Origin of the sequence: Rhodococcus opacus B4 (genome assembly GCF_000010805.1) — a bacterium.
Taxonomy (GTDB): domain Bacteria; phylum Actinomycetota; class Actinomycetes; order Mycobacteriales; family Mycobacteriaceae; genus Rhodococcus_F; species Rhodococcus_F opacus_C.
In genome coordinates this window covers 3295509-3315027 of record NC_012522.1, presented here as the reverse complement: position 1 = coordinate 3315027, position 19519 = coordinate 3295509, and the positions used below count along the sequence as shown (strand labels likewise).

Genomic DNA, 19519 nt, shown 5'->3' with positions numbered 1-19519 from the left:
ATACAAGCATCACGAAACATTATTACCACTCTCGCAGCATGTTGCATCATGATCCATGGAGCCCATCGTAATGAATCGGAGCACCAATGAATCCCACAGTCAGCGCCCCCGGCTGGCAGAAGTCCGTGTTCGACGTTCTGCGTGAAGGAGATGTCCAGCAGATCGTCTACGTCCCGGACGCCGGCCACTCGTACGCGATCCAAGCCGCGATCGCCGATCCCAGCATCGAAGACGTCGTTCTGACCACCGAGGAAGAGGGCGTCGGAGTCGTCAGCGGAGCCTGGCTCGGCGGACAACGTGCGGTCCTGCTCATGCAGAGCAGCGGAGTCGGCAACTGCGTCAACATGTTCTCTCTTCTGGAGATGTGCAAGTTCCCGTTCCTCACGCTCGTGACGATGCGCGGTGAGTACGCCGAGTTCAACCCGTGGCAGATCCCGATGGGCTCGACGACGCAGCAGGCCCTCGAACTCATGGGCATCACAGTTTTCCGGGTCGACGACCCCGATCAGGTCGGCGAGGTTGTCTCTGCCGCCTTCGACCAAGCTTTTCTCGCTGGTGAGCGCGTCGCCGTGCTCCTGGGTCAGCGGCTCATCGGACGTAAGAAGTGGGAGCGCAAGTGAACGCACACAATTCGACCATCGGAACCCTCGCCGGAGACCGCATCGACCGGCGCGAGTTCGTCGCCGCACTGCTCGACCGGGCACCGGAGGCACTGGTCGTCACCGGGCTCGGCTCCCCGTCCTACGACGTCTTCGCCGCCGGCGAGCGCGACCGGAACTTCTACCTCTGGGGGGCCATGGGCGCGGCCGTGCCCACCGGTCTCGGCCTCGCGCTCGCCCGACCGGACGAATCCGTTGTCGTCATCACCGGTGACGGCGAGCAGCTCATGGGCATCGGCGCGCTCGGATCGGTCGCGGTGAAGGCCCCGAAGAACCTCACCATCGTCGTCCTCGACAACGGGCACTTCGGCGAGACCGGGATGCAGCGCAGCCATTCCAGTCTTGGCGCCGACTTGGCAAGCGTTGCTTCGTCGTTCGGAATCGCGCGGACCGAACGCGTCCGTGACATCGGCGAGGTCGACCGCGTGGCGGAGTTCGTCACGGCCCGCGAAGGCACCACCTTCGTGCAGGTCTTCATCGAGCAGACCGAGCCGCCGCGCGCCCTTCCGCCCCGTGACGGCACCGCCGTGAAGAACAAGTTCCGCGCCGCGCTCGGCCTCGACACGTTCTGATCGCCGACCCCGACCCCGACGCCGACGCCGAATCGAGAGAGGCACCGCCATGCAGACTTACCTGCTCCACATCGACGGGCAACGGCGCCCGTCCGCCGACGACACGTACTTCGAGACGGACAACCCCTACACCGGCCGGCCCTGGGCACAGATCGCGCGCGGGCAGGCTCAGGATGTCGAGGACGCCGTCCAGGCCGCGCACCGTGCCATGACCACCGGGCCGTGGGCGGGCATGAGTCCCAGCGCTCGTGGGCTCGTCCTCCAACGCATCGCGGATGCCCTCGAGGACAACGCCGAACTGCTTGCCCGCACCGAGGTCCGCGACAACGGCAAGCTCTACAGTGAGATGCTCGGCCAGTGCCGGTATCTCGCGCAGTGGTACCGCTACTACGGCGGACTTGCCGACAAGATCGAAGGCCGCGTCGTTCCCGTCGACAAGCCGGGATACTTCACCTACACCCGGCGCGAGCCGATCGGGGTTGTCGGGATCATCACCCCGTGGAATTCGCCGCTGCTGCTGCTCACCTGGAAACTGGCGCCGGCGCTGGCGGCCGGGTGCTCGGTGGTGGTCAAACCGTCCGAGTACACCTCCGCCTCCACTCTCGAATTCGTGCGTATTCTCGAGCAGGCGGGTCTGCCGGCCGGTGTGGTCAACGTGGTCACCGGTTTCGGCCCCGACGTGGGCAGTCCCCTGGTCGACCACCCACTGGTCCGCAAGGTCGGCTTCACTGGGTCGGACGCCACCGGACGGCACATCGGAGCCGCGGCCGCGCGCGGACTCAAGCGGGTGTCCCTCGAACTCGGCGGCAAGTCACCGAACATCGTCTTCGCCGACGCCGATCTCGATGCCGCGGTCAACGGCGCGGTGTCCGGCATCTTCGCCGCAACCGGTCAGACCTGCATCGCCGGAAGCCGCCTTCTGGTACAGCGATCCGTGCACGAGGAGGTTGTTGCCAAGCTGGTCGCGCTCGCCTCGACCGCCCGGATCGGAGACCCGATGGACCCCGACACCCAGGTGGGGCCGATCACCACTCGGGACCAGTACAAGAAGGTTCTCGAGTACATCGACATCGCCGCCGCCGAAGGCGCACACCTCGCGCTCGGCGGGGCGGCGGCCACCGACACCGGAACCGACGGGTGGTTCGTACAGCCGACCGTGTTCACCGGGGTGCGCAATCAGTCGCGGCTCGCGCAAGAGGAGGTCTTCGGACCGGTGCTCGCGGTGATCCCGTTCGACACCGAAGACGAGGCGGTCGCCATCGCCAACGATTCGAAATACGGTCTCGGCGCCGGTGTCTGGACCACCGACCTGCCTCGGGCGTTTCGCATGGCGGAGGCGATCGAATCGGGAACGGTCTGGGTGAACACCTACCGGGCAGTGAGCTTCATGCTGCCGTTCGGAGGTGTGAAGGACTCCGGTATCGGCCGGGAAAACGGCACCGAGGCAATCGACGAGTACCTCGAAACCAAGAGCGTGTGGATCAACACCGGGGCGCCGACCGGAAACCCGTTCGTCCTGCGCTGACCCACCGGTGGCGACGAGCGTGCTCCGCGCATGTTTGTCGCCACCGCTGAGGGGCTACCGGCCAGTGGCGCTCCGCCGCAGACATCACCCGCATTCTCCAGTTCCATCGCGACTACCGATGCCATCGCACAGCAGAACCGCACCGTCGCCGACGACTTGATGTTCGCGCACATCGGTGTCGGACACGTCGCCTTCGCCCGAGGCTTCGGCGACGAACCCGAAGCTTCGGCGTAGCTCCGTCTTTTACGTCAGGACCCCGTGAACGTCGGAGTCCGCCGTTCACGGAAGGCGGTTACGGCCTCGGCGGAGTCTCGGGTGGACTGGACGACGGCTTGTTCCGCGGCGACCATCGACAGGGATGTCATGAAGTCGACGCGTTCGCCGTTGCGCACGAGACGTTTGATCGCACTGATCGCGACCGGGGGGCCGGCCGCGAGGCGGCGGCAGAGATCGTTGGCAGCGTCCGCAAGTTGCTCGGGGGTGTGCAGGGATAGAACGATGCCGAGGTCGAGGGCTTCCTGCGCTTCGACGAACCGTCCGGTCCACAGCAGTTCTAGGGCGCGGGCCTGGCCGACGATGCGGGGAAGCAGATGTGCGCCGCCATCGCCGGGGATGAGGCCGACGCGCACGTAGGCTTCGGAGAATCGGGCCCGGGTGGAGGCGAGGCGGATGTCGCATGCCAGTGCCATGTCCATCCCGGCGCCTACGGCGACGCCGTCGATGGCGGCGATGAGCGGTTTGTCGAGTTCGGCTGTGGCGGCGGCAACGCGGTGGACGCGGTGGTGGAGGACGTGCTGGCGGTCGAGGGTGGAGGTGATCTGGGCGAAGTCGTCAAGATCGACTCCGGCGCAGAACGAACCGTCGGCTCCGGTGACGAGTACGACCCGCACGTCCGGATCGGTTCTCGCCGAGCGGAGGGCGTCGGCCCACTGGTCGAGCATGTCGAGGGTGAAGGCGTTCTTGCGGTGCGGGCGGTTCAGCACGATGGTGCCGATACCGTCGGCGATGGAGTATTCGAGGTCCGCCATGGGTGTGTTTCCCTGTCTAGGTGTGGGAGTCGACCCGCGTCGCTGCGGTCGCGGTGGTGGCTGTTGGGCCGACGAGGTCGACATCGCGTGTTTCGCGCATGAACAGGTACGTGAGAAGTGAGATGGCGGCGCAGACGGAGACGTACACGAAGAAGTAGTTTTCGTGGCCGGCATCGCGCAGGGCGAGCGCGATGTAGGAGGCCGTTCCACCGAAGACGGCTTGGGCGATGTTGTAGGGAATGGCCACACCGACGGTGCGGACTTCGGTGGGAAACAGCTCGGCCTTGACGACGGCGTTGACCGCCGAGTATCCGGCGACGAACGTCAGGCCGATCAGTGTGAAGGCGAGGCACCATAGCCAGGTGGGGGAATCCTGCATGCCTTGCAGGATCGGATAGGTGAATACGGTGGTGCCGAGGCCGAAGAAGATCAGCACGGGTCGCCGCCCGATCTTGTCGGAGATGTAACCGCCGAGGGGGAGGAGGAACAGGAAACCCACCAGCGCAACGAAGTTCACACGTGCGGCATCTTCCTTGGACAGACCAACACTGTTGACAAGGTAGCTGGTCAGATAGGTCGTGTATGTGTAGTAGGCGACCGATCCACCGAGGGTGAGGGTAAAGACGAGGAATGCGGCCTTGCGGTGCTTCCATACTTCGCTCAGTGTGCCGCGGCGCTCGTGCATGTCCTTCTTCTCGAGTGCGGAGTAGGCATCGGTTTCGTGCATGCCACGACGCAGGCAGAACACGGCAACGGCGGCGATGGTGCCGATGACGAACGGGATGCGCCATCCCCATGACGTGAGCTGTTCCTCGCTGAGCAGGAATTGAAGGATGATCAGCAGCAAAACGCCGGCGATCTGGCCGAGGGTGACAGAAATGTACTGGAAGCTCGCGCCCAGCCCTCGCCAGCCCTTCTTTGACACCTCGGTGAGATACGCGGCGGAGGTCGCGTACTCCCCACCCACGGAGAGTCCCTGAAGGATACGGGCGGCGACGAGCATTCCGGCGCCGACGTATCCGGCAGTGGCGTAATTAGGCGCCAGGGCGATGAGCAGCGCGCTGAAGGACATCAACGAGACGGTGATGGTCAGGCCGGCCTTGCGGCCCTTGCGATCCGACAGCCGGCCGAGTAGCCATCCACCCACAGGGCGGGCGAGGAAGCCGACGGCGAAGATTGCGGCGGTGTTCAGCAACTGTGCGGTGGTGTCGCCCTTGGGGAAGAACTGGCCCGCGAAATAGATCGCGAAGGTGGTGTAGACGAACCAGTCGAACCATTCGATCATGTTGCCGATAGAGCCGGCGATAACGGATCTGATGTAGTAGCCGCGCGAGTGCGGGTGTTCCTGCGATATTGCGGGGACGGGGGGTCCGGGTGGGGTGGAGGCCATGGTGTTTCCTCGAAGGTCCGGGCTTCTGCGGATGCAGAAGCGTGGGGTGGAGCCGGGGTTCAAACCGTGATGCGGTGCCAGAGATCGCGACCTGCGTCGAGTGCGGCGTGGGTCACGGTGTCGTCCCAGTAGTGGACGGAGCCGAACTCCGAGCGCCAGGCGAGGGCGGGTGTGGTGAATTCGTGGAGTCGGTGCTCGTGGGTGGTGCCGATCGCGCCGTGCACCTGGTGGGCGTTGCGGACGACCACGGATGCGGCGTGTCCGGCGCAGGACCGTGCCACGGCAATGAGGAATTCGAGGTTCGATCCGGTCCAGTCGGTGCGCACGGCCTCGGCCAGGGCGGCTTCGGCGGCGGCTCGTGCGAGAGCGGCTTCGGAAGCGATGTCGGCGACCAGGTGTTGGACGGACTGGAACTTGGCGAGGGGCCGTCCGAATTGGGCACGTTCGGTGGTGTGGGTGATCGACATGTCCAGGATCCGGTCGAGCGCGGCGCACACCTGCAGACCGCGGACAAGGGCGCCGCGCAGCAACAACTGGTCGATGACCGCGTTCGCGATCGGCGATCCCGACAGGGCGGCATGGTCGGCGGTGACGGTGTCGCGCGGTGGGCACCGGAGGTCCAGACCTTGGCGCCGGTGATCGACCAGCCACCATCGACTGGGGTGGCCCTCGTTCGCACGCTGGCGGGTTGAGCCAGTTCATCGTCGACCTGCGCGATCCAGGCATCACCATCCGGCCGATCCTCTCGATGAACGGGAGCCACCATTTCAACGAGGTCGTCCTCGACGACGTCTTCGTTCCCGACGACTTGGTCTTCGGCACCATCGGACATGGCTTGCGGATCGTCGGCGACCGGCGCGACCAGTCGGAGAGTAGTCATGGGGATGTTTCCTTCGGTTCAGGCCGACACGGGTTCGGTGTTCGGGGTTGCGACGACCGAGGCGCCCGCCAGGGTCTCGATGCGGCCCGCGGAATAGCCGAGTTCGGTCAGGACGTCGACGGTGTCTGCCCCGATCCGCGGAGCGTGGCGGCGGAAGGCGACCGGGGTCCGTGACAGAGCGAACGGTGTGCGGGTGGTGTAGTACGTGCCCTCGGTGGGGTGCTCACGTTCGGTGATCAGTTCCTGGCCGCGGACGTAGGCGTCTTCGTGTGCGTGGGCGAGGTCGAGTAGGTCAGAGGCGGGGATCCCGTGTGCCTCGCAAACGGATACCAGTCACCGGTGGTGCGCTGGGGTGCGACGTCACGGATAGCGGAGAGTAGTTCTCCCATGTGCCGGTGGCGGTCGTCGACCGTCGCGTACCGGCGGTTGGCCACCATGTCCTTCCGGCCGGCGAGGGTGAAGAAGTCGTCCCAGTTCTTGGACGAGTACGGCATTATGCAGATCCAGCCGTCGGCGGTTGGATGCGGAACCCGTTCGGGAGTCAGTACGCGGGCCCAGCCGAAGTCTCCCTCCGCCGGTGAGAACGTGTGCCCGCCGAAGTGCTCGACAAGGTTGAATCCGATCATCGAGTCGACCATGGGGACGTCGACCGCTTGGCCCAGTCCCGTGAGGTTCTTCTCCATCGCTGCGGCGAGCACGGCGATGACGATGTACAGGCCGACGACCTTGTCGGCGATGACGTACGGGGCGTATCGCGGTGCACCGTCCACGAGTTCGGTGAGTCTTGCGGCACCGGACGCGGCTTGGACGATGTCGTCGTAGGCGGGGTAGTCCCGGTACGCGGTTTCGGATCCGTACGCCTGTGCGGTGCAGAGGATCAGACCGGGATTGATCTGCGCGAGCGCACGGTGGATCGCGTCGCTGCGATTCTCGAATCCGCGGCCCGATCCCGCGGTGGGATCACCCTCAGTGAGATCTCGAAAGATGCTGGCTCGCCAGTCAGTTCGGTGCGGGGTTTGGTCAACGGGCTGGTATCGACCGGCTACCTCGACGAACACGATCGACGTTATTCCTTGGGGAGTGCGCCGTATCTGCTCAACCGCCTCGCGGGGCGGCAACCGGTCTCGACGGTGACCCGCGCCGACCTCGAGGACATTCACCAACGGACCGGCTTGACGACCGTGCTATCCATCGCAGTCGGACCGAATATCTTCTACGTCGACTACTGCTCGTCCGATCCGCGGTTCGCCTACCTTGCCGAGAACTATGTGCGCCGATCCTTGATCCGCACATCCGGTGGCTGGGTACTCCTTGCCGGGATGGAGAAGCGGGATCTGTGGGCGAATCTTCGGAACGTCGCTGCCGACGAACACCCCCTCGTCGACAAGTTCCTCACCGCCCTGCCCGAGATCGAACAGACCGGTGTTTGCATCTCTCCCCATGCATCCGAGCAGGGTGACGGCGTTTCCATCGCAGTGCGGGAGTCCGGCAAGACCGTCGCTGCCGTCGGCGTCATTGCCTCGCACTCGGTCATCGTCGGTGCGAAGGACGGGATTGTCGACGTTCTGCGCGACCGAACGCGAAGCTGGGCGGCACGGAACGTCGAGTAGTCCGGCAACCTCCTGCAGAGGAAAGGCCTGTCCCACACGTGTCTTGTGGGACAGGCCTTACGAGAAGTCGGATGCGGTGACGCTATGACGTCGTCACACGCGGTTGGGACTGGTTCGGCGCGGTCTCGGTCACGAGATCGGTGTCCTTGGTCTCGCGCATGAACACATAGGTGACGAGGGAGATGGCCGCGCAGATCGAGACGTAGACGAAGAACCAGCTCTCCCGGCCCGCGTCGCGGAACGCGAGCGCGATGTAGGGCGCGGTGCCACCGAAGACCGCGGTCGCGAGACTGTAGGGGATGGCGACGCCGACGGTCCGCACACTCGTGGGGAAGAGTTCGGCCTTGACCACCGCATTGACCGACGAGTACCCCACGACGAACACCAGGCCGAGGATGGTGAGAACCAGGCACGTCAGCCACGTCGGATTGTTCTGCATGCCTTGCAGAATGGGGTATGTGCCGATCGTGGTGCCGACGCCGAAGAAGATGAGAACCGGCCGCCGGCCGATACGGTCGGAGACGTAGCCGCCGAGCGGTAGCAGAACGAGGAACACGAGCAGACCGATGAAGCTGATCGTCGATGCCTGTGCCTTCGCGAGCCCGACACTGTTGACGAAGTAACTCGTCAGATAGGTGGTGTACGTGTAGTACGCCACCGTGCCGCCGAGCGTCAGGGCGAAGACCACCATTGCTGCGCGCCGGTTCCGCCAGACCTCGGCGAGCGTGCCACGCCGGTCCTTCGCATCGGCGGTTTCGGCGACAGCATAGGCGTCGGTCTCGTGCATGCCGCGCCGCAGATAGAAGACCGCGACGGCACCGAGCGCGCCCATCGCGAACGGCACCCGCCAACCCCATCCGGTCAGCTGTTCCTCGGTGAGGAAGAACTGCAGGACGATCAGGACCAGAAGGCCGGCGAGCTGGCCCAGGGTGACGGAGATGTACTGGAAGCTGGCGCCGAGGCCGCGCCACCCCTTCTTTGACACCTCGGTGAGATACGTGGCCGACGCCGCATATTCGCCGCCGACGGAGAGTCCCTGCAGGATCCGCGCCGCGACCAGCATTCCTGCTCCGACATAACCGGCCGTCGCAAAGTTCGGGGCGAGAGCGATCATCAATGCGCTCGCCGACATCATCGCCACGGAGACCGTCAAACCGGCCTTGCGGCCGGTGCGGTCGGACAGGCGGCCGAGTAGCCAGCCGCCGAGCGGCCGCGCCAGGAATCCGACAGCGAAGATGGCTGCAGTGTTGAGCAATTGAGCCGTGGGGTCGCCGCTGGGAAAGAACTGTCCGGCGAAATAGATGGCGAACGTGGAGTACACGAACCAGTCGAACCACTCGATCATGTTGCCGACCGAGCCGACCAGGATCGACTTCACGTAGTGGCCGCGAGTGCGAGGTTTCCCAGTCGGCTGATCGTCGCACCGGGGCGCTGGTGGCGGTGTCGATGGGCTCATGAAAACTCCTCGATGTTCCTGGGTGTGGGCAGAATCGAATGCGGCTGGATGGCCGCATGTGTGACCTCTCCAATTTCACGGTTCTCAGGTGACCTGCATCTCAGAGAAGCGTCTGGAAGCGATTCTGCACCCTGATGGATACGAGGTGTTAATGCCGTTTCATGATGGTTGTATGCGGCCCCGGTATGCCGGAGGGGAGTCGGTGAGTTCTCTTGCGGCGGGCGATTTTCCTGCGATACGGTGACGGCCGTTCCCGAGGCGGTGCAATGGCGAACTACCCTCTGCTACTGCACAACTGCCGTGTTGACCGCCTCGGTACCTGATGTCACTGCGCCACTACCCGAACGAGGCCAGAATGTGTGCAGCATGTGTGACGAGACCCGGTATCGTGCGAAGGCCGGCATCGCAATCCCATTGGCGGGTACGTGAACCGAGGGGTGGTGTCATTCCGCACGGCGGTGTCGTCAGCGACTTGTAATGCGGACGGTCTCAGGTTGTTTCGACTCGAACTTCCCGCTCGAGCGCTTCGGCGACGTCGGTGGGCAGTGGGCGCGACCGCGCCGACGCGAGATCGACGTTGACGTAGGTGTTCTCGATGGTCGCGACGACGCCCCCGCTTCGCCGCAGAGTGATGCGTAGCCGGAAGCTCGACGTTCCGACGCGGGTCGGAACCGTCTCGGCGTCGAGAACGTCATCGAAACGGCAGGGACTGACAAAGGCGATCTCGCTCTTGACGACGGACGGATCCGTTCCCGTCGCGATGAGTGCGTCGTACTGCCATCCGAGCGAGCGGAAGAATTCGGTCATCGCGACATCCGCGATCTCCAGGTATCGGCTGTTGAAGAGATATCCCTGCTGGTCGACCTCGTGATACCGAATCCGGTGGGAGTACACGACCGCGATCGTACCGGGCCGAACCAAGCCGTTGACGAGTATGTACTTCCCATCCCGCCGACGGGAAAGATCAATATCCGTGAAGAACACAACTACCGATCGGGGTCCGGGCTCGGAGGCGAGTAAACGTCGCTTCATGATCAGGTTGGTCACTGTCCTGGTCGGAGGAATGTTCCTGGACGGCTACATCCTCGGCATCATCGGTCCGGTCTCGGCCACGATGGCCGACGACCTGCAGATCTCGGAGCTGTGGGAGGGCATGATCGTCGCGGCGGCCCTGATCGGTGTGCTGCTCGGCTCGCCCATCGGCGGGTGGGCTGCCGACAGATGGGGCCGCAAACCGCTGTTCACCTTCGACATCGCCCTGTTCACCGTCGCCTCGGGCATGCAGGTGTTCATCGATTCACCGATGTGGCTGTTGGTGGTGCGGGTGCTGATGGGTATCGCGATCGGCATCGAATACTCGGTCGGCTGGCCGCTGATGAGTGAATTCTCGCCCACCCACTTGCGAGGGCGACTGCTCGGCGCGATGCAGATCGCCTGGTACGGCGGCTTCATGACGGCGTACCTGATCGGCTATCTGCTCAACGAGTACACCAGCCTGAGTTGGCACCTGATCCTGTCGACCAGCACGGTCATCGCCGTGGTCCTGTTCCTCGGCCGGCTCGGACTTCCGGAGTCCCCGCGCTGGCTGTGGAGCAGGGGCCGAAAGGACGAAGCCCGCGCCCTCGCCCGAAAATACGTTGCGGGTGACGTGCTCGCCGACGTCGAGCACGAAGACATAGCCAAGGGCACCTTCGGGATGCTGTTCAACGAGCACCACTGGCGATCCACGCTGTTCATCTCAGGGTTCTGGTTCTGCGCCGTCACTCCGTATTTCGCGATCGCCACGTTCGCCGACAGCGTCCTGCATGAGTACGGGCTCGGTGGTGGCCTCGCCGGTGGCGTCGGACTCTCCGCGGTCGCTCTCGCCGGAGTCGTGCTCACGTTCTTCCTGATCGACAGGGTCGGTCGCCGCGTCCTGACCGTTCCCCCGCAGTGGCTGTGCGCCGCCGTCCTCGCCGTCATCGGGCTGTGGGCAGGTGCGCCGGCGGCCGTCGTGCTGGCCCTGTTTTTGGTCTTCTCGTTCTTCAACGCGATGTACAACGCTCTGACCGGCGTCTACCCACCCGAAGTTCTTCCGACCGAGATCCGGGGCATCGGAACGGGTTTCGCGACTGCGGTCAGCCGAGTGGGCGCGGGCATCGGCACCTTCCTGATGCCGGTGTCGATGAGCAGTCTCGGCGCCGGCCCGACCATGCTGATCGCCGCCGCCGTGGCCGTCGCGGGTGCCGCGCTGTCGCAGTGGTTGGCGCCGGAGACGAAGGGAATGAGCCTCACCGAGGCAGCGGCCAAGCTCACCCACTGACCAGGCACTTTCAGTCGCGGAGCGCGCGTCCTCCGTCCCGGCCGGCGCTGCCGTGCCGGACCGGGACGGAGGAGGCACGACTACTGTGCTGCTGTTTCCCGTGTGCGGAGGTCTTTGCGGAGGATTTTGCCTGCGGCGGACTTGGGGACGAGGTCGATGAACTCGACCTTGCGGACCTTCTTGTGCGGGGAGACCCGGTCGGCGACGAACGCGATCACCGCGGCCTCATCCAGATCTTCGGCACCTGGTTGGGGGACGACGAACGCCTTCGGGACCTCCTCACCCTCGTCGTCGAGGACGCCGATGACGGCGGCGTCGGCGATCTGCGGGTGCGTGAGCAGCAGCGCCTCCAGTTCGGCGGGCGGCACCTGGTAGCCCTTGTACTTGATCAGCTCCTTCATCCGGTCCACGATCGTCACCACCCCTTCCGCGTCGACGGTCGCGATGTCCCCGGTGTGCAGGTACCCGTCCGCGTCCAGGGTCTCGGCGGTGGCCTGCTCGTTGCCGAGGTACCCGGCCATGATGTTCGGTCCCTTGCACCACAACTCCCCCGGCGCGCTGACCCCCTCGGTGGGGTAGTCGACCTCCTCGCCGGTGGCGGGGTCGACGAGTTTGCATTCCATGTTCGCGATCGTCGGGCCGACCGAATCGAGGGCGATGTCGTCGCGGTCGAACGGGATCGCATGGGAGACCGGGCTCATCTCCGACATCCCGTAGCCCTGCCGGACCCGGCAGCCGAGCCGGTTCGCGACCGCCTTGCCCAGTTCCTGATCCAGCGGGGCGGCACCGGAGAACACCGAATGCACACTCGACAGGTCGTAGTCGTCGACCAACGGGTGCTTGGCCAACGCGACCGCGACCGGTGGGGCGATGAACACATACGTGCACTTCTGCCCGGAGACGATGGACAGGAACTCGACGAGGTCGAACTTCGGCATCGTCACCAGCGACGCCCGGTTGAACAGGGCCGCGTTGAGCAGCACCGTCATCCCGTAGATGTGGAAGAACGGCAGCACCGCCAGCAGTCTGTCGTCGGCGCCGATGCCCATCCGCGGGTTGATCTGGCAGACGTTGGCAACCAGGTTGCGGTGGGTGAGCATCACCCCCTTCGGGCGGCCGGTGGTCCCCGACGAGTACGGCAGCACCGCCAGCTGGGTGGCCGGGTCGAACGACACCTGCGGCGCCGGGTGGGCCTCGGCCAGCAGATCACGCAGCGACGGGTGCCCGTCCGCGCCGTCGAGGACGATCACGTTCTGATCCGCGATACCGACCTTCGCCGCCGCGGCCCGGGCTTGCGGGAGCAGTGGGGAGACGGTGAACAGGAACTTCGCGTGCGAGTCGGTGAGCTGTTTGGCGATGTCCTCGGCGGTGTAGAGGGCGTTGATCGTGGTCGCGACACCCCCGGCGCGCAGGATGCCGTGGAACACCGCGGCGAACGCGGGCACGTTCGGTGAATGCAGGGCCACCACCTCCCCGACCGCCAGGCCGCGGGCGGCCAGCGCCCCCGCCACGGCGTCGATCTGCGCCACCAGGGTGTGGTAGCTGGTCACCGCACCCGAGGCGCCGTCGACCAGTGCGGGCCGGTCCGCATCCGCCGGCGCGAGGTCACCGAACAGGAAATCGTAGACACTCAGGTTCGGGATCTCGACATCCGGAAACGGGCTCTTAAAGCTCACGTGGGTCACTCCCTCGAAGATTGCGGCGGGCTCCCACGCGCGAACGGCGGCGAGCCTCGTGGGTCGTCCGAGCAACCATAGGCCGTGACAGCCGTCACTTCATCGTGGTGCGGCACCGAACATGTTTGTGGTCGGCCCACAGTTCACTGGTGGGAATGTGCCGTAGGTCCGAATTCGAGCTGTAGCCTGGCCACAGCGTGTGGACAGTATCGGAGGTCGGGGAGATGACCACAGCACCCGGAGCCCTGCGGCCGTTCGACGACGCGGCGATCGGTCTCGCGAGGTGGGTGCACGACCGGCGTCCGGAAATCGCGCGAGCCGCCAGCGACGCGATCTGGGCAGAACTGCCGTCCTACCGCGCCACGGGCCTGTATGACGACGTGGTCGCCCACGTGACCGCCGTGTTCGCGGTGTTCACGACCAGCGTCATCGAACAACGGGATCCGCGCCTCGACGATTTCGCATTCACCTCCCACCATGCCTCGGAGCGCGTGGCGCACGGCATCTCCCTGATCGACTTCCTTCACGCGTTTCGCATCGGGCAGATCGTCCTCTGGTCGTATGTTCTCGAATTCGTCCGATCGACGGAGGGGCAGCAGGAGACGGCGCTGGGCCTCGTCGAGCACCTCATGCGCACGATCGAGGCGGGCTGTTCTGCCGCCGCGACCACTTACCTTCAGGCACAGCAATATCTCGTGGCCGACCAGGAGCGCATCGCACTCGACTGTCTCGAGGATCTGCTCGCGGGGAACGTGCCCGCCGTGCCGGTCCGCCTGGAGGCGATGCGCCGGGCCGGTCTCGCGGACGGTGCCGGGTTCGTCGTCCTCGTGTGCCGGGCGAGTTCGGAGGCGGACGGCGCGGATCCGATCCTCGACGCACGCCGGGTGCTCTCCCGGCACCTGTCTGGGATGCTGGTGCCGTGGCGGCAGGAACTCGTCGGACTTGTCCCGCTCGAAAGATTCAGCCCTAGCACCCTGTCTCAGAAGGTCGCTCGTGCAGCCACGGAGCTCGGGACGACTCGTACCGCGGCGTCGATCGGGATCAGCTCGGCGCACCTCGGGTTCGAGCAGACCGCCGAAGCGTTGCTGGAGGCCCAGGTCGCCTGTGACCACCTGGGAGGTCGGCGCGAGGTCCAGATCTTCGACGACCTTTCGCCTCTGGACTATCTGGTGCGTCGCGCGGACCCGACCGCGCGACGACTCGTCGACCCCCAGCTGCGTGCGTTCATCGCCGAAGATCTGTCGGCGGGCGCGATCTACATCGAGACCCTGACGGCGTATGTCGCCCACGACATGAACGCCAAGTCGGCCGCCTCGGCGCTACAGATTCACGTGAACACGATGTACTACCGGCTGGGCCGGATCGCCGAGCGCACCGGCAAGGACCTTCGGCGCGTGGAAGACGTCGTCAATCTCCTTCTCGCGGTACGGATCGCGTCGACGGAGCCGCCGCGCTGAGTCAGGGGACGCGCAGAATCAGGGCGTCGCCCTGTCCGCCTCCGCCGCAAAGGGCGACGGCGCCGGTGCCGCCGCCGCGGCGCTGCAGTTCGAGCGCGAGGTGCAGCGTGATCCGGGCACCGGACATGCCGATGGGGTGGCCGAGCGCGATGGCGCCGCCGTTGACGTTGACGCGTTCGGGGTCGACGCCGAGTTCGCGGGTGGAGGCGATCCCGACCGCGGCGAACGCCTCGTTGATCTCGATCAGATCCAGCTCGGCGGTCGAGATTCCGGCTGCGTCACAGGCTTTCGCGATGGCGCCGGACGGCTGGAACTGCAGACCGGAATCCGGTCCGGCGACCATCCCGTGCTCACCGATCTCGGCCAGCCAGGTCAGCCCCTCCGACTCGGCACGCTCCTTGCTCATCACCACCACGGCGCAGGCGCCGTCGTTGATGGTCGACGCGTTCCCGGCGGTCACGGTGCCGTCCTTGCGGAACGCGCCCCGCAACCGGGCCAGGGTCTCCACCGTGGTGTCGGGGCGGATGCCCTCGTCGCGGCGCAGCCAGGTGCTCTCACCCCTGCGGGAGGGGATCTCGACGGGGACGACCTCGTCGTCGAAGATTCCGCTGTCCCACGCCTTCGCGGCGAGCTGGTGCGAGCGGGCGGCGAACGCGTCCTGGTCCTCGCGGGCGATGACGTCCTTGTCGTTGCCGGCCTCGGTGAGCAGTCCCATCGGCTGGTCGGTGAACGCGTCGTGCAACCCGTCGTGGGCCATGTGGTCGACGAGGGTGACGTCGCCGTACTTGAACCCGCCCCGGGACCCGGGCAGCAGGTGCGGGGCCTGGCTCATCGACTCCATCCCGCCGGCGACGACCACGTCGAACGCACCGGACCGGATGAACTGGTCGGCGAGGATGATCGACTCGACTCCCGACAGGCACACCTTGTTGATGTTCAGCGACGGCGTGCTCATCGGGATCCCGGCCTTCGCAGCCGCCTGACGGGCGGGCATCTGCCCGGCACCGGCGGTGAGGACCTGACCCATGATCACGTACTGCACGCGGTCCGGGGCGACACCGGCCTTGCCGAGCGCGGCCTCGATGGCGATAGCACCGAGGTCGGCGCCGGAGAACCCGGCGAGCGAACCCTGCAGGCGGCCGATCGGGGTGCGGGCGCCTGCGACGATCACGGAGGTGGGCATGTGAAGAGGGGCCTTTCTCGAAGGAAGGAGAGTCAGTGTGCGAGGCTGCGGCTGATGACCAGACGCTGAATCTGGTTGGTGCCCTCGAAGATCTGGGTGATCTTCGCTTCCCTCATGTACCGCTCGACGCGGAAGTCGCGGGTGTAGCCGTAGCCGCCGAGCACCTGGACGGCGTCGGTGGTCACCTTCATGGCGGCGTCGGTGGCGACGAGCTTCGCGACGGACGCGTTGCGGGAGTACGGCAGGCCGGCGTCGCGGCGTCGGGCGGCGTCGAGGTACGTGGCCCGGGCGGAATCGACGGCCGCGGCCATGTCGGCGAGCAGGAATCCGAGGCCCTGATGGTCGATGATCTTCTTCCCGAACGTGGTCCGCTCCTGGGCATAGGCCACGGCCTCGTCGAGGGCGGCCTGCGCGAGACCGACCGCGACCGCCGCGATGCCCAGCCGGCCGGAATCGAGTGCGCTGAAGGCGATCTGCAGTCCCTGGCCCTCGGCGCCAAGGCGTCGCTCCGTGGGCACGAACGCGTCGTCGTAGTGCGCGGACGTCGTCGGCACGGCGTGCAGGCCCATCTTCTCCTCGGGCTTGCCGAACGTGAGTCCCTCGGTGTCCTTCGGGACCAGGAAGCAGGAGATGCCCTTGGAACCCTCGCCGGTGCGGGCGAAGAGGTTGTAGAAATCGGCGATGCCGCCGTGCGTGATCCACGCCTTCGCGCCGTTGACGACGTACCCGCCGTCGGTCGCGGCGGCCTTGCACGCGAGCGCGGCAGCATCGGATCCGGCCTGCGGCTCGGACAGGCTGTAGGCCCCGATGGTGTTGCCGCCGAGCATGTCCGGGAGCCACTGCTGCTTCTGCTCGTCGGTACCGAACGCCATCAGCGGGTGGCAGGCAAGGCTGTGGACGCTGACCGCGACCGCGACGGAGGCCCAGCGGGCGGCGATCTCCTCGAGCACCTGCAGGTACACCTCGTAGGGTTGCCCGCCGCCGCCCCACTCCTCCGGGTACGGCAGGCTCAGCAGCCCGGCCTCGCCGAGGGTGGCGAACACCCCTTCGGGATACGTCTCGGACTTCTCGTGCTCGTCGACGATCGGCGTCAGGGCCTTGTCGGCGACGTCGCGCGTGAGCTGGATCAGGTCACGGGCTTCGTCGGTGGGCAGTAAACGATCGACGGCCACGGTTTCTCCTCGCGAAGGCTACGGAAAGCAGTACTGGATTACGGCCCAGAGTACTGATTGTGAAATAGTACTGCAAGGCGCTGCCCAGTACTATTTCGGTCATGGAGCAGCCCACCCGACCCGGTTTCGCCACCCGACGGCGCACCCAGCTCTTCGACGCCCTCGTCGACCTCTTCCTGGTCGAGGGGTTCGCGCACCTGACCCTCGACGAGATCGCGAACCGGCTGCGCTGCTCGAAGTCGACGCTGTACACCCTCGCCGGCAGCAAAGAGCAGCTCGTCCGGGCCGCCACGGTGCACTTCTTCCGTCGCGCCACCGAGGACGTCGAGTCGCACATCGAGCCGATCCACGGGGCCCGCGAGCGGATCACCGCGTACCTGTCGGCCGTCGGCAACGCCCTCGCGGCCGCATCCGACCAGTTCATGGCCGACCTCGACGCCTTCCCCCCGGCGCGGGAGGTCTACGAACGGAACACCCAGTTCGCGGCCGGCCGGGTTCAGGAGTTGATCACCGAAGGCGTCGCCGCCGGCGACTTCCGCGACGTGCACGCCGCCTTCGCCGCCGACCTCGCCGCCACCATGATGGTCCGCATCCAGCAACGCGGGGTCCGCGACAGCACCGGCCTCGACGACGCGCACGCCTACGCCGAACTCGCCGCCATCCTCACCGGCGGCATCAGCGCCTGAGCCGGGTCACCGCGTTCGTGCGCCGAGCAGGTCCGCCGTTCTCCGCAGCCGCATCAGCACCTGCAGGTCGAGCGCCTTGTCGGGGTCTCGCCAGTCCGGGCCGAGGAGGCGGTCGATGGCGTCGAGGCGCTGGTAGAGGGTGTTGACGTGGACGCCGAGGCTCGACGCGGTCGCCGAGTGGTGACGGCCGTGCGCCAGATACTCCGACAGTGTTTCCAGCAGTGGCACTCCGCGTTTGGACTGTTCCGCCATCAACGGCCCCAGCTGGGCCTCGGTCAGTTCGTCGAGGTGCTCACGCGCCATGTGGCTCAGCAGGATCCGGTAGATGCCCAGACCGCGCGCCGAGGAGACTTCCCCCGCGCGCCCGAGGGTGTCGAGCACGTCGACGGTCTGCTGCGCTTCGACGTAGGCGTGCGCGAGTGCCTTCGCGCCGATCGCGGGGTCCGCGATACCGATCGTCGCGTCGAGTCGCCCGGAGGTGAACACCGCCTGCACGGACGCGGAGTCGTTGGCGGGTACGACGGCCAGTGCGCGGGAGCCGTGTTCCGCCGCAACGGTTCCGGATGGGAGCGGCAAGGCCCCGAGGGCGGTGCGGATGGAGGTGTCCTGCCCGCCGGCGGTCGCCACGGCGATGCAGTAGGTGGTGTCGGGGTTGAGCCCGGCCAACCGCAGTTGCCTGCGTTCGTCCTGCGCGGTGGCGGCGGGATGAGTCAGCAGGTCGACGAGAAACGCGTCCCGCGCGCGACGCGTCGCCTCACCGGCCGCACGTTCCCCGGCGAGGGACAGTGCGATCGCGGGTGCCGCGCGTTCGAGCAGCAGCCGGGTGGTTGGCTGCTCCGCACCGAGGGACACCAGCGCGCCGAGCATCTCCCCGGCTGCCGCGACGCGTTGCGCCAGCACCCCGCGCCGTGCGACGTGGTCCTTCCCACCGGAGCGCAATTCGCGGACCGCCGCCGCCACGTCGTCGGCGTGGGGCGTCAGTTCCGCCGGTAGGGCGGATTCGTCCAGCACGAAATATGCGGGCTGCCGGGAGAGCTGGGCCACCTCCTGCACCAGGCGTTGCACTCCCGCGCCGAGCAGCACCACCTGGGTGAGCGTCCGGTCCCACTGCAGGATCTGTTCGAGCTCGTTCGTCCGCTGCGACAATTCGGCGTTCACGGCTTCGAGTCGAGCGACGGTGTCCCGGTCGCGTTCCAGTGAGCGCACGTTCTCGATCGCAATCGCCGCGTGGGCCGCCAGCGCCGACAACAGCGCGATCTCGGATTCGGTGAATGCCCGCTCCTGACGCTTGCACGCGAACAACGCGCCGATGACGCGGTCGGCGACGCGGAGGGGAACCCCGAGCAGGCCGCGCATGTTCTCGGACCGCGCCGCGCTGTCGGCTCCCGTGATGTGCCGAAACGCCGGTTCGCTCTGGTAGTCGGGTGTCCACTCCGGTGCGGACCCTCGGACGATCAGGCCCACAAGTCCCTCGTCCAGTGACAGGCGGATGCCGACTAGATTCGGGGTCAGCGCCCCGCTGGTGACCTCGATGACAAATTCCTCGTCGTAGACCGATCCCATGTAGGCGAGATCCACACCGAGCAGTTGCCGCGCCTGGTCGACCACCTCCTGCAGCAGCGCCCGGTCGTCACGGACCGTCGTCAGCCGGACCGCGATGTCGTTGAGCGCCGCCAGCTCCCTGCTGCGCTGCCGACGCTGGTCGAGCTGTGCCCGCAGCCGCAGTGCGGCGCCGGCCTCCCGTTCGATCGCCGCCCGGCCGGACCGGGTGGAGCCGTCGATCAGCGTGCGCCGGAGGGTCTCGAGTTCGTCGATGGGTGCGTCGTCGAGCAGCAGTTCCATCCAGCCGCGATCGGCAGTACTCACTGGTGTCTCCGTCCATGGATCCCCGGATTCGATAGATGGAATCTACATTGGCCGAGA

16 protein-coding genes and 3 pseudogenes are annotated in these 19519 nt (G+C 66.4%); 9 read left to right on the top strand and 10 right to left on the bottom strand.

The genetic code is table 11. The features are described from left to right. The first annotated feature begins 86 nt into the window (after positions 1–86). The 4 genes from ROP_RS15230 to ROP_RS43415 are packed head-to-tail and all read left to right on the top strand — an operon-like array spanning position 87 to position 2990. The gene (locus tag ROP_RS15230) at positions 87–620 is read left to right on the top strand and encodes a thiamine pyrophosphate-binding protein (protein WP_012690280.1); all 534 of its coding nucleotides are present in this window, start codon (positions 87–89) and stop codon (positions 618–620) included. Then, positions 617–1231 (top strand): thiamine pyrophosphate-dependent enzyme, encoded by a 615-nt coding sequence (locus ROP_RS15225; RefSeq protein WP_012690279.1) that lies wholly within the window; start codon positions 617–619, stop codon positions 1229–1231. Before ROP_RS15230 ends, ROP_RS15225 begins: the two co-directional genes overlap by 4 nt. A gap of 49 nt (positions 1232–1280) precedes the next feature. After that, positions 1281–2756 carry an aldehyde dehydrogenase gene (locus ROP_RS15220; protein WP_012690278.1) on the top strand — a complete coding sequence of 492 codons (1476 nt, stop codon included), beginning with the start codon at positions 1281–1283 and terminating at the stop codon, positions 2754–2756. A gap of 30 nt (positions 2757–2786) precedes the next feature. After that, complete coding sequence (locus ROP_RS43415; protein WP_012690277.1) at positions 2787–2990, top strand: hypothetical protein; 204 nt, start codon at positions 2787–2789, stop codon at positions 2988–2990. Between the two features lie 14 nt (positions 2991–3004). Here the strand turns inward: ROP_RS43415 and ROP_RS15210 are convergent, their stop codons facing one another. From ROP_RS15210 to ROP_RS15200, 3 genes and pseudogenes are all read right to left on the bottom strand, one after another. After that, complete coding sequence (locus ROP_RS15210) at positions 3005–3784, bottom strand: enoyl-CoA hydratase/isomerase family protein (protein ID WP_012690276.1); 780 nt, start codon at positions 3782–3784, stop codon at positions 3005–3007. Positions 3785–3800: 16 nt separating this feature from the next. After that, a complete protein-coding gene (locus ROP_RS15205) occupies positions 3801–5174 on the bottom strand; it encodes an MFS transporter (protein WP_012690275.1) in 1374 nt (457 codons plus the stop codon). Positions 5175–5233: 59 nt separating this feature from the next. After that, a pseudogene (locus ROP_RS15200) lies at positions 5234–5779 on the bottom strand (acyl-CoA dehydrogenase family protein); the annotation flags it as partial. 77 nt (positions 5780–5856) lie between these two features. Between ROP_RS15200 and ROP_RS42590 the strand changes: the two are divergent. Next, positions 5857–6009: pseudogene (locus tag ROP_RS42590) on the top strand (acyl-CoA dehydrogenase); the annotation flags it as partial. 63 nt (positions 6010–6072) lie between these two features. Here the strand turns inward: ROP_RS42590 and ROP_RS41180 are convergent. Continuing rightward, a pseudogene (locus tag ROP_RS41180) lies at positions 6073–6932 on the bottom strand (CoA transferase). A gap of 30 nt (positions 6933–6962) precedes the next feature. On the opposite strand from ROP_RS41180, the gene ROP_RS15190 reads away from it, so the two are divergent. After that, positions 6963–7664 carry an IclR family transcriptional regulator gene (locus ROP_RS15190; protein WP_012690271.1) on the top strand — a complete coding sequence of 234 codons (702 nt, stop codon included), beginning with the start codon at positions 6963–6965 and terminating at the stop codon, positions 7662–7664. 82 nt (positions 7665–7746) lie between these two features. On the opposite strand, the gene ROP_RS15185 is transcribed toward ROP_RS15190, so the two are convergent. Both ROP_RS15185 and ROP_RS15180 read right to left on the bottom strand, forming a co-directional pair. Further along, positions 7747–9120: an MFS transporter gene (locus ROP_RS15185; protein ID WP_012690270.1), complete on the bottom strand. Its 1374-nt coding sequence runs from the start codon at positions 9118–9120 to the stop codon at positions 7747–7749. Between the two features lie 489 nt (positions 9121–9609). Then, positions 9610–10014 (bottom strand): acyl-CoA thioesterase, encoded by a 405-nt coding sequence (locus ROP_RS15180; protein ID WP_231868921.1) that lies wholly within the window; start codon positions 10012–10014, stop codon positions 9610–9612. A gap of 40 nt (positions 10015–10054) precedes the next feature. Here ROP_RS15180 and ROP_RS15175 point away from each other — a divergent pair, with 40 nt between their 5' ends. Further along, entirely contained in the window at positions 10055–11422 is a 1368-nt protein-coding gene (locus ROP_RS15175; RefSeq protein WP_012690268.1) for an MFS transporter, read from the top strand. A gap of 80 nt (positions 11423–11502) precedes the next feature. Here ROP_RS15175 and ROP_RS15170 read toward each other — a convergent pair whose 3' ends face one another. After that, entirely contained in the window at positions 11503–13098 is a 1596-nt protein-coding gene (locus tag ROP_RS15170) for an AMP-binding protein (RefSeq protein ID WP_012690267.1), read from the bottom strand. Between the two features lie 224 nt (positions 13099–13322). On the opposite strand from ROP_RS15170, the gene ROP_RS15165 reads away from it, so the two are divergent. After that, entirely contained in the window at positions 13323–14555 is a 1233-nt protein-coding gene (locus ROP_RS15165) for a PucR family transcriptional regulator (RefSeq protein ID WP_012690266.1), read from the top strand. A gap of 1 nt (position 14556) precedes the next feature. Here ROP_RS15165 and ROP_RS15160 read toward each other — a convergent pair whose 3' ends face one another. Both ROP_RS15160 and ROP_RS15155 read right to left on the bottom strand, forming a co-directional pair. Continuing rightward, positions 14557–15738 carry an acetyl-CoA C-acetyltransferase gene (locus ROP_RS15160; RefSeq protein ID WP_012690265.1) on the bottom strand — a complete coding sequence of 394 codons (1182 nt, stop codon included), beginning with the start codon at positions 15736–15738 and terminating at the stop codon, positions 14557–14559. A gap of 32 nt (positions 15739–15770) precedes the next feature. Further along, positions 15771–16910, bottom strand: a complete 1140-nt coding sequence (locus ROP_RS15155) for an acyl-CoA dehydrogenase family protein (protein WP_012690264.1) — start codon at positions 16908–16910, stop codon at positions 15771–15773. 101 nt (positions 16911–17011) lie between these two features. Here ROP_RS15155 and ROP_RS15150 point away from each other — a divergent pair, with 101 nt between their 5' ends. Next, positions 17012–17596: a TetR/AcrR family transcriptional regulator gene (locus ROP_RS15150; protein ID WP_012690263.1), complete on the top strand. Its 585-nt coding sequence runs from the start codon at positions 17012–17014 to the stop codon at positions 17594–17596. Between the two features lie 6 nt (positions 17597–17602). Here ROP_RS15150 and ROP_RS15145 read toward each other — a convergent pair whose 3' ends face one another. Then, positions 17603–19438 (bottom strand): helix-turn-helix domain-containing protein, encoded by a 1836-nt coding sequence (locus tag ROP_RS15145; protein WP_043824792.1) that lies wholly within the window; start codon positions 19436–19438, stop codon positions 17603–17605. Positions 19439–19519: the final 81 nt, after the last annotated feature.

Bases quoted from the DNA above. Each gene is read 5' to 3' on its own strand.
- ROP_RS15230 (WP_012690280.1), top strand. From the start codon at position 87: ATGAATCCCACAGTCAGCGCCCCCGGCTGGCAGAAGTCCGTGTTCGAC.
- ROP_RS15220 (WP_012690278.1), top strand. From the start codon at position 1,281: ATGCAGACTTACCTGCTCCACATCGACGGGCAACGGCGCCCGTCCGCC.
- ROP_RS43415 (WP_012690277.1), top strand. From the start codon at position 2,787: ATGTTTGTCGCCACCGCTGAGGGGCTACCGGCCAGTGGCGCTCCGCCG.
- ROP_RS15210 (WP_012690276.1), bottom strand. From the start codon at position 3,784: ATGGCGGACCTCGAATACTCCATCGCCGACGGTATCGGCACCATCGTG.
- ROP_RS15205 (WP_012690275.1), bottom strand. From the start codon at position 5,174: ATGGCCTCCACCCCACCCGGACCCCCCGTCCCCGCAATATCGCAGGAA.
- ROP_RS15185 (WP_012690270.1), bottom strand. From the start codon at position 9,120: ATGAGCCCATCGACACCGCCACCAGCGCCCCGGTGCGACGATCAGCCG.
- ROP_RS15175 (WP_012690268.1), top strand. From the start codon at position 10,055: ATGTACTTCCCATCCCGCCGACGGGAAAGATCAATATCCGTGAAGAAC.
- ROP_RS15165 (WP_012690266.1), top strand. From the start codon at position 13,323: ATGACCACAGCACCCGGAGCCCTGCGGCCGTTCGACGACGCGGCGATC.
- ROP_RS15160 (WP_012690265.1), bottom strand. From the start codon at position 15,738: ATGCCCACCTCCGTGATCGTCGCAGGCGCCCGCACCCCGATCGGCCGC.
- ROP_RS15150 (WP_012690263.1), top strand. From the start codon at position 17,012: ATGGAGCAGCCCACCCGACCCGGTTTCGCCACCCGACGGCGCACCCAG.
- ROP_RS15145 (WP_043824792.1), bottom strand. From the start codon at position 19,438: ATGGAACTGCTGCTCGACGACGCACCCATCGACGAACTCGAGACCCTC.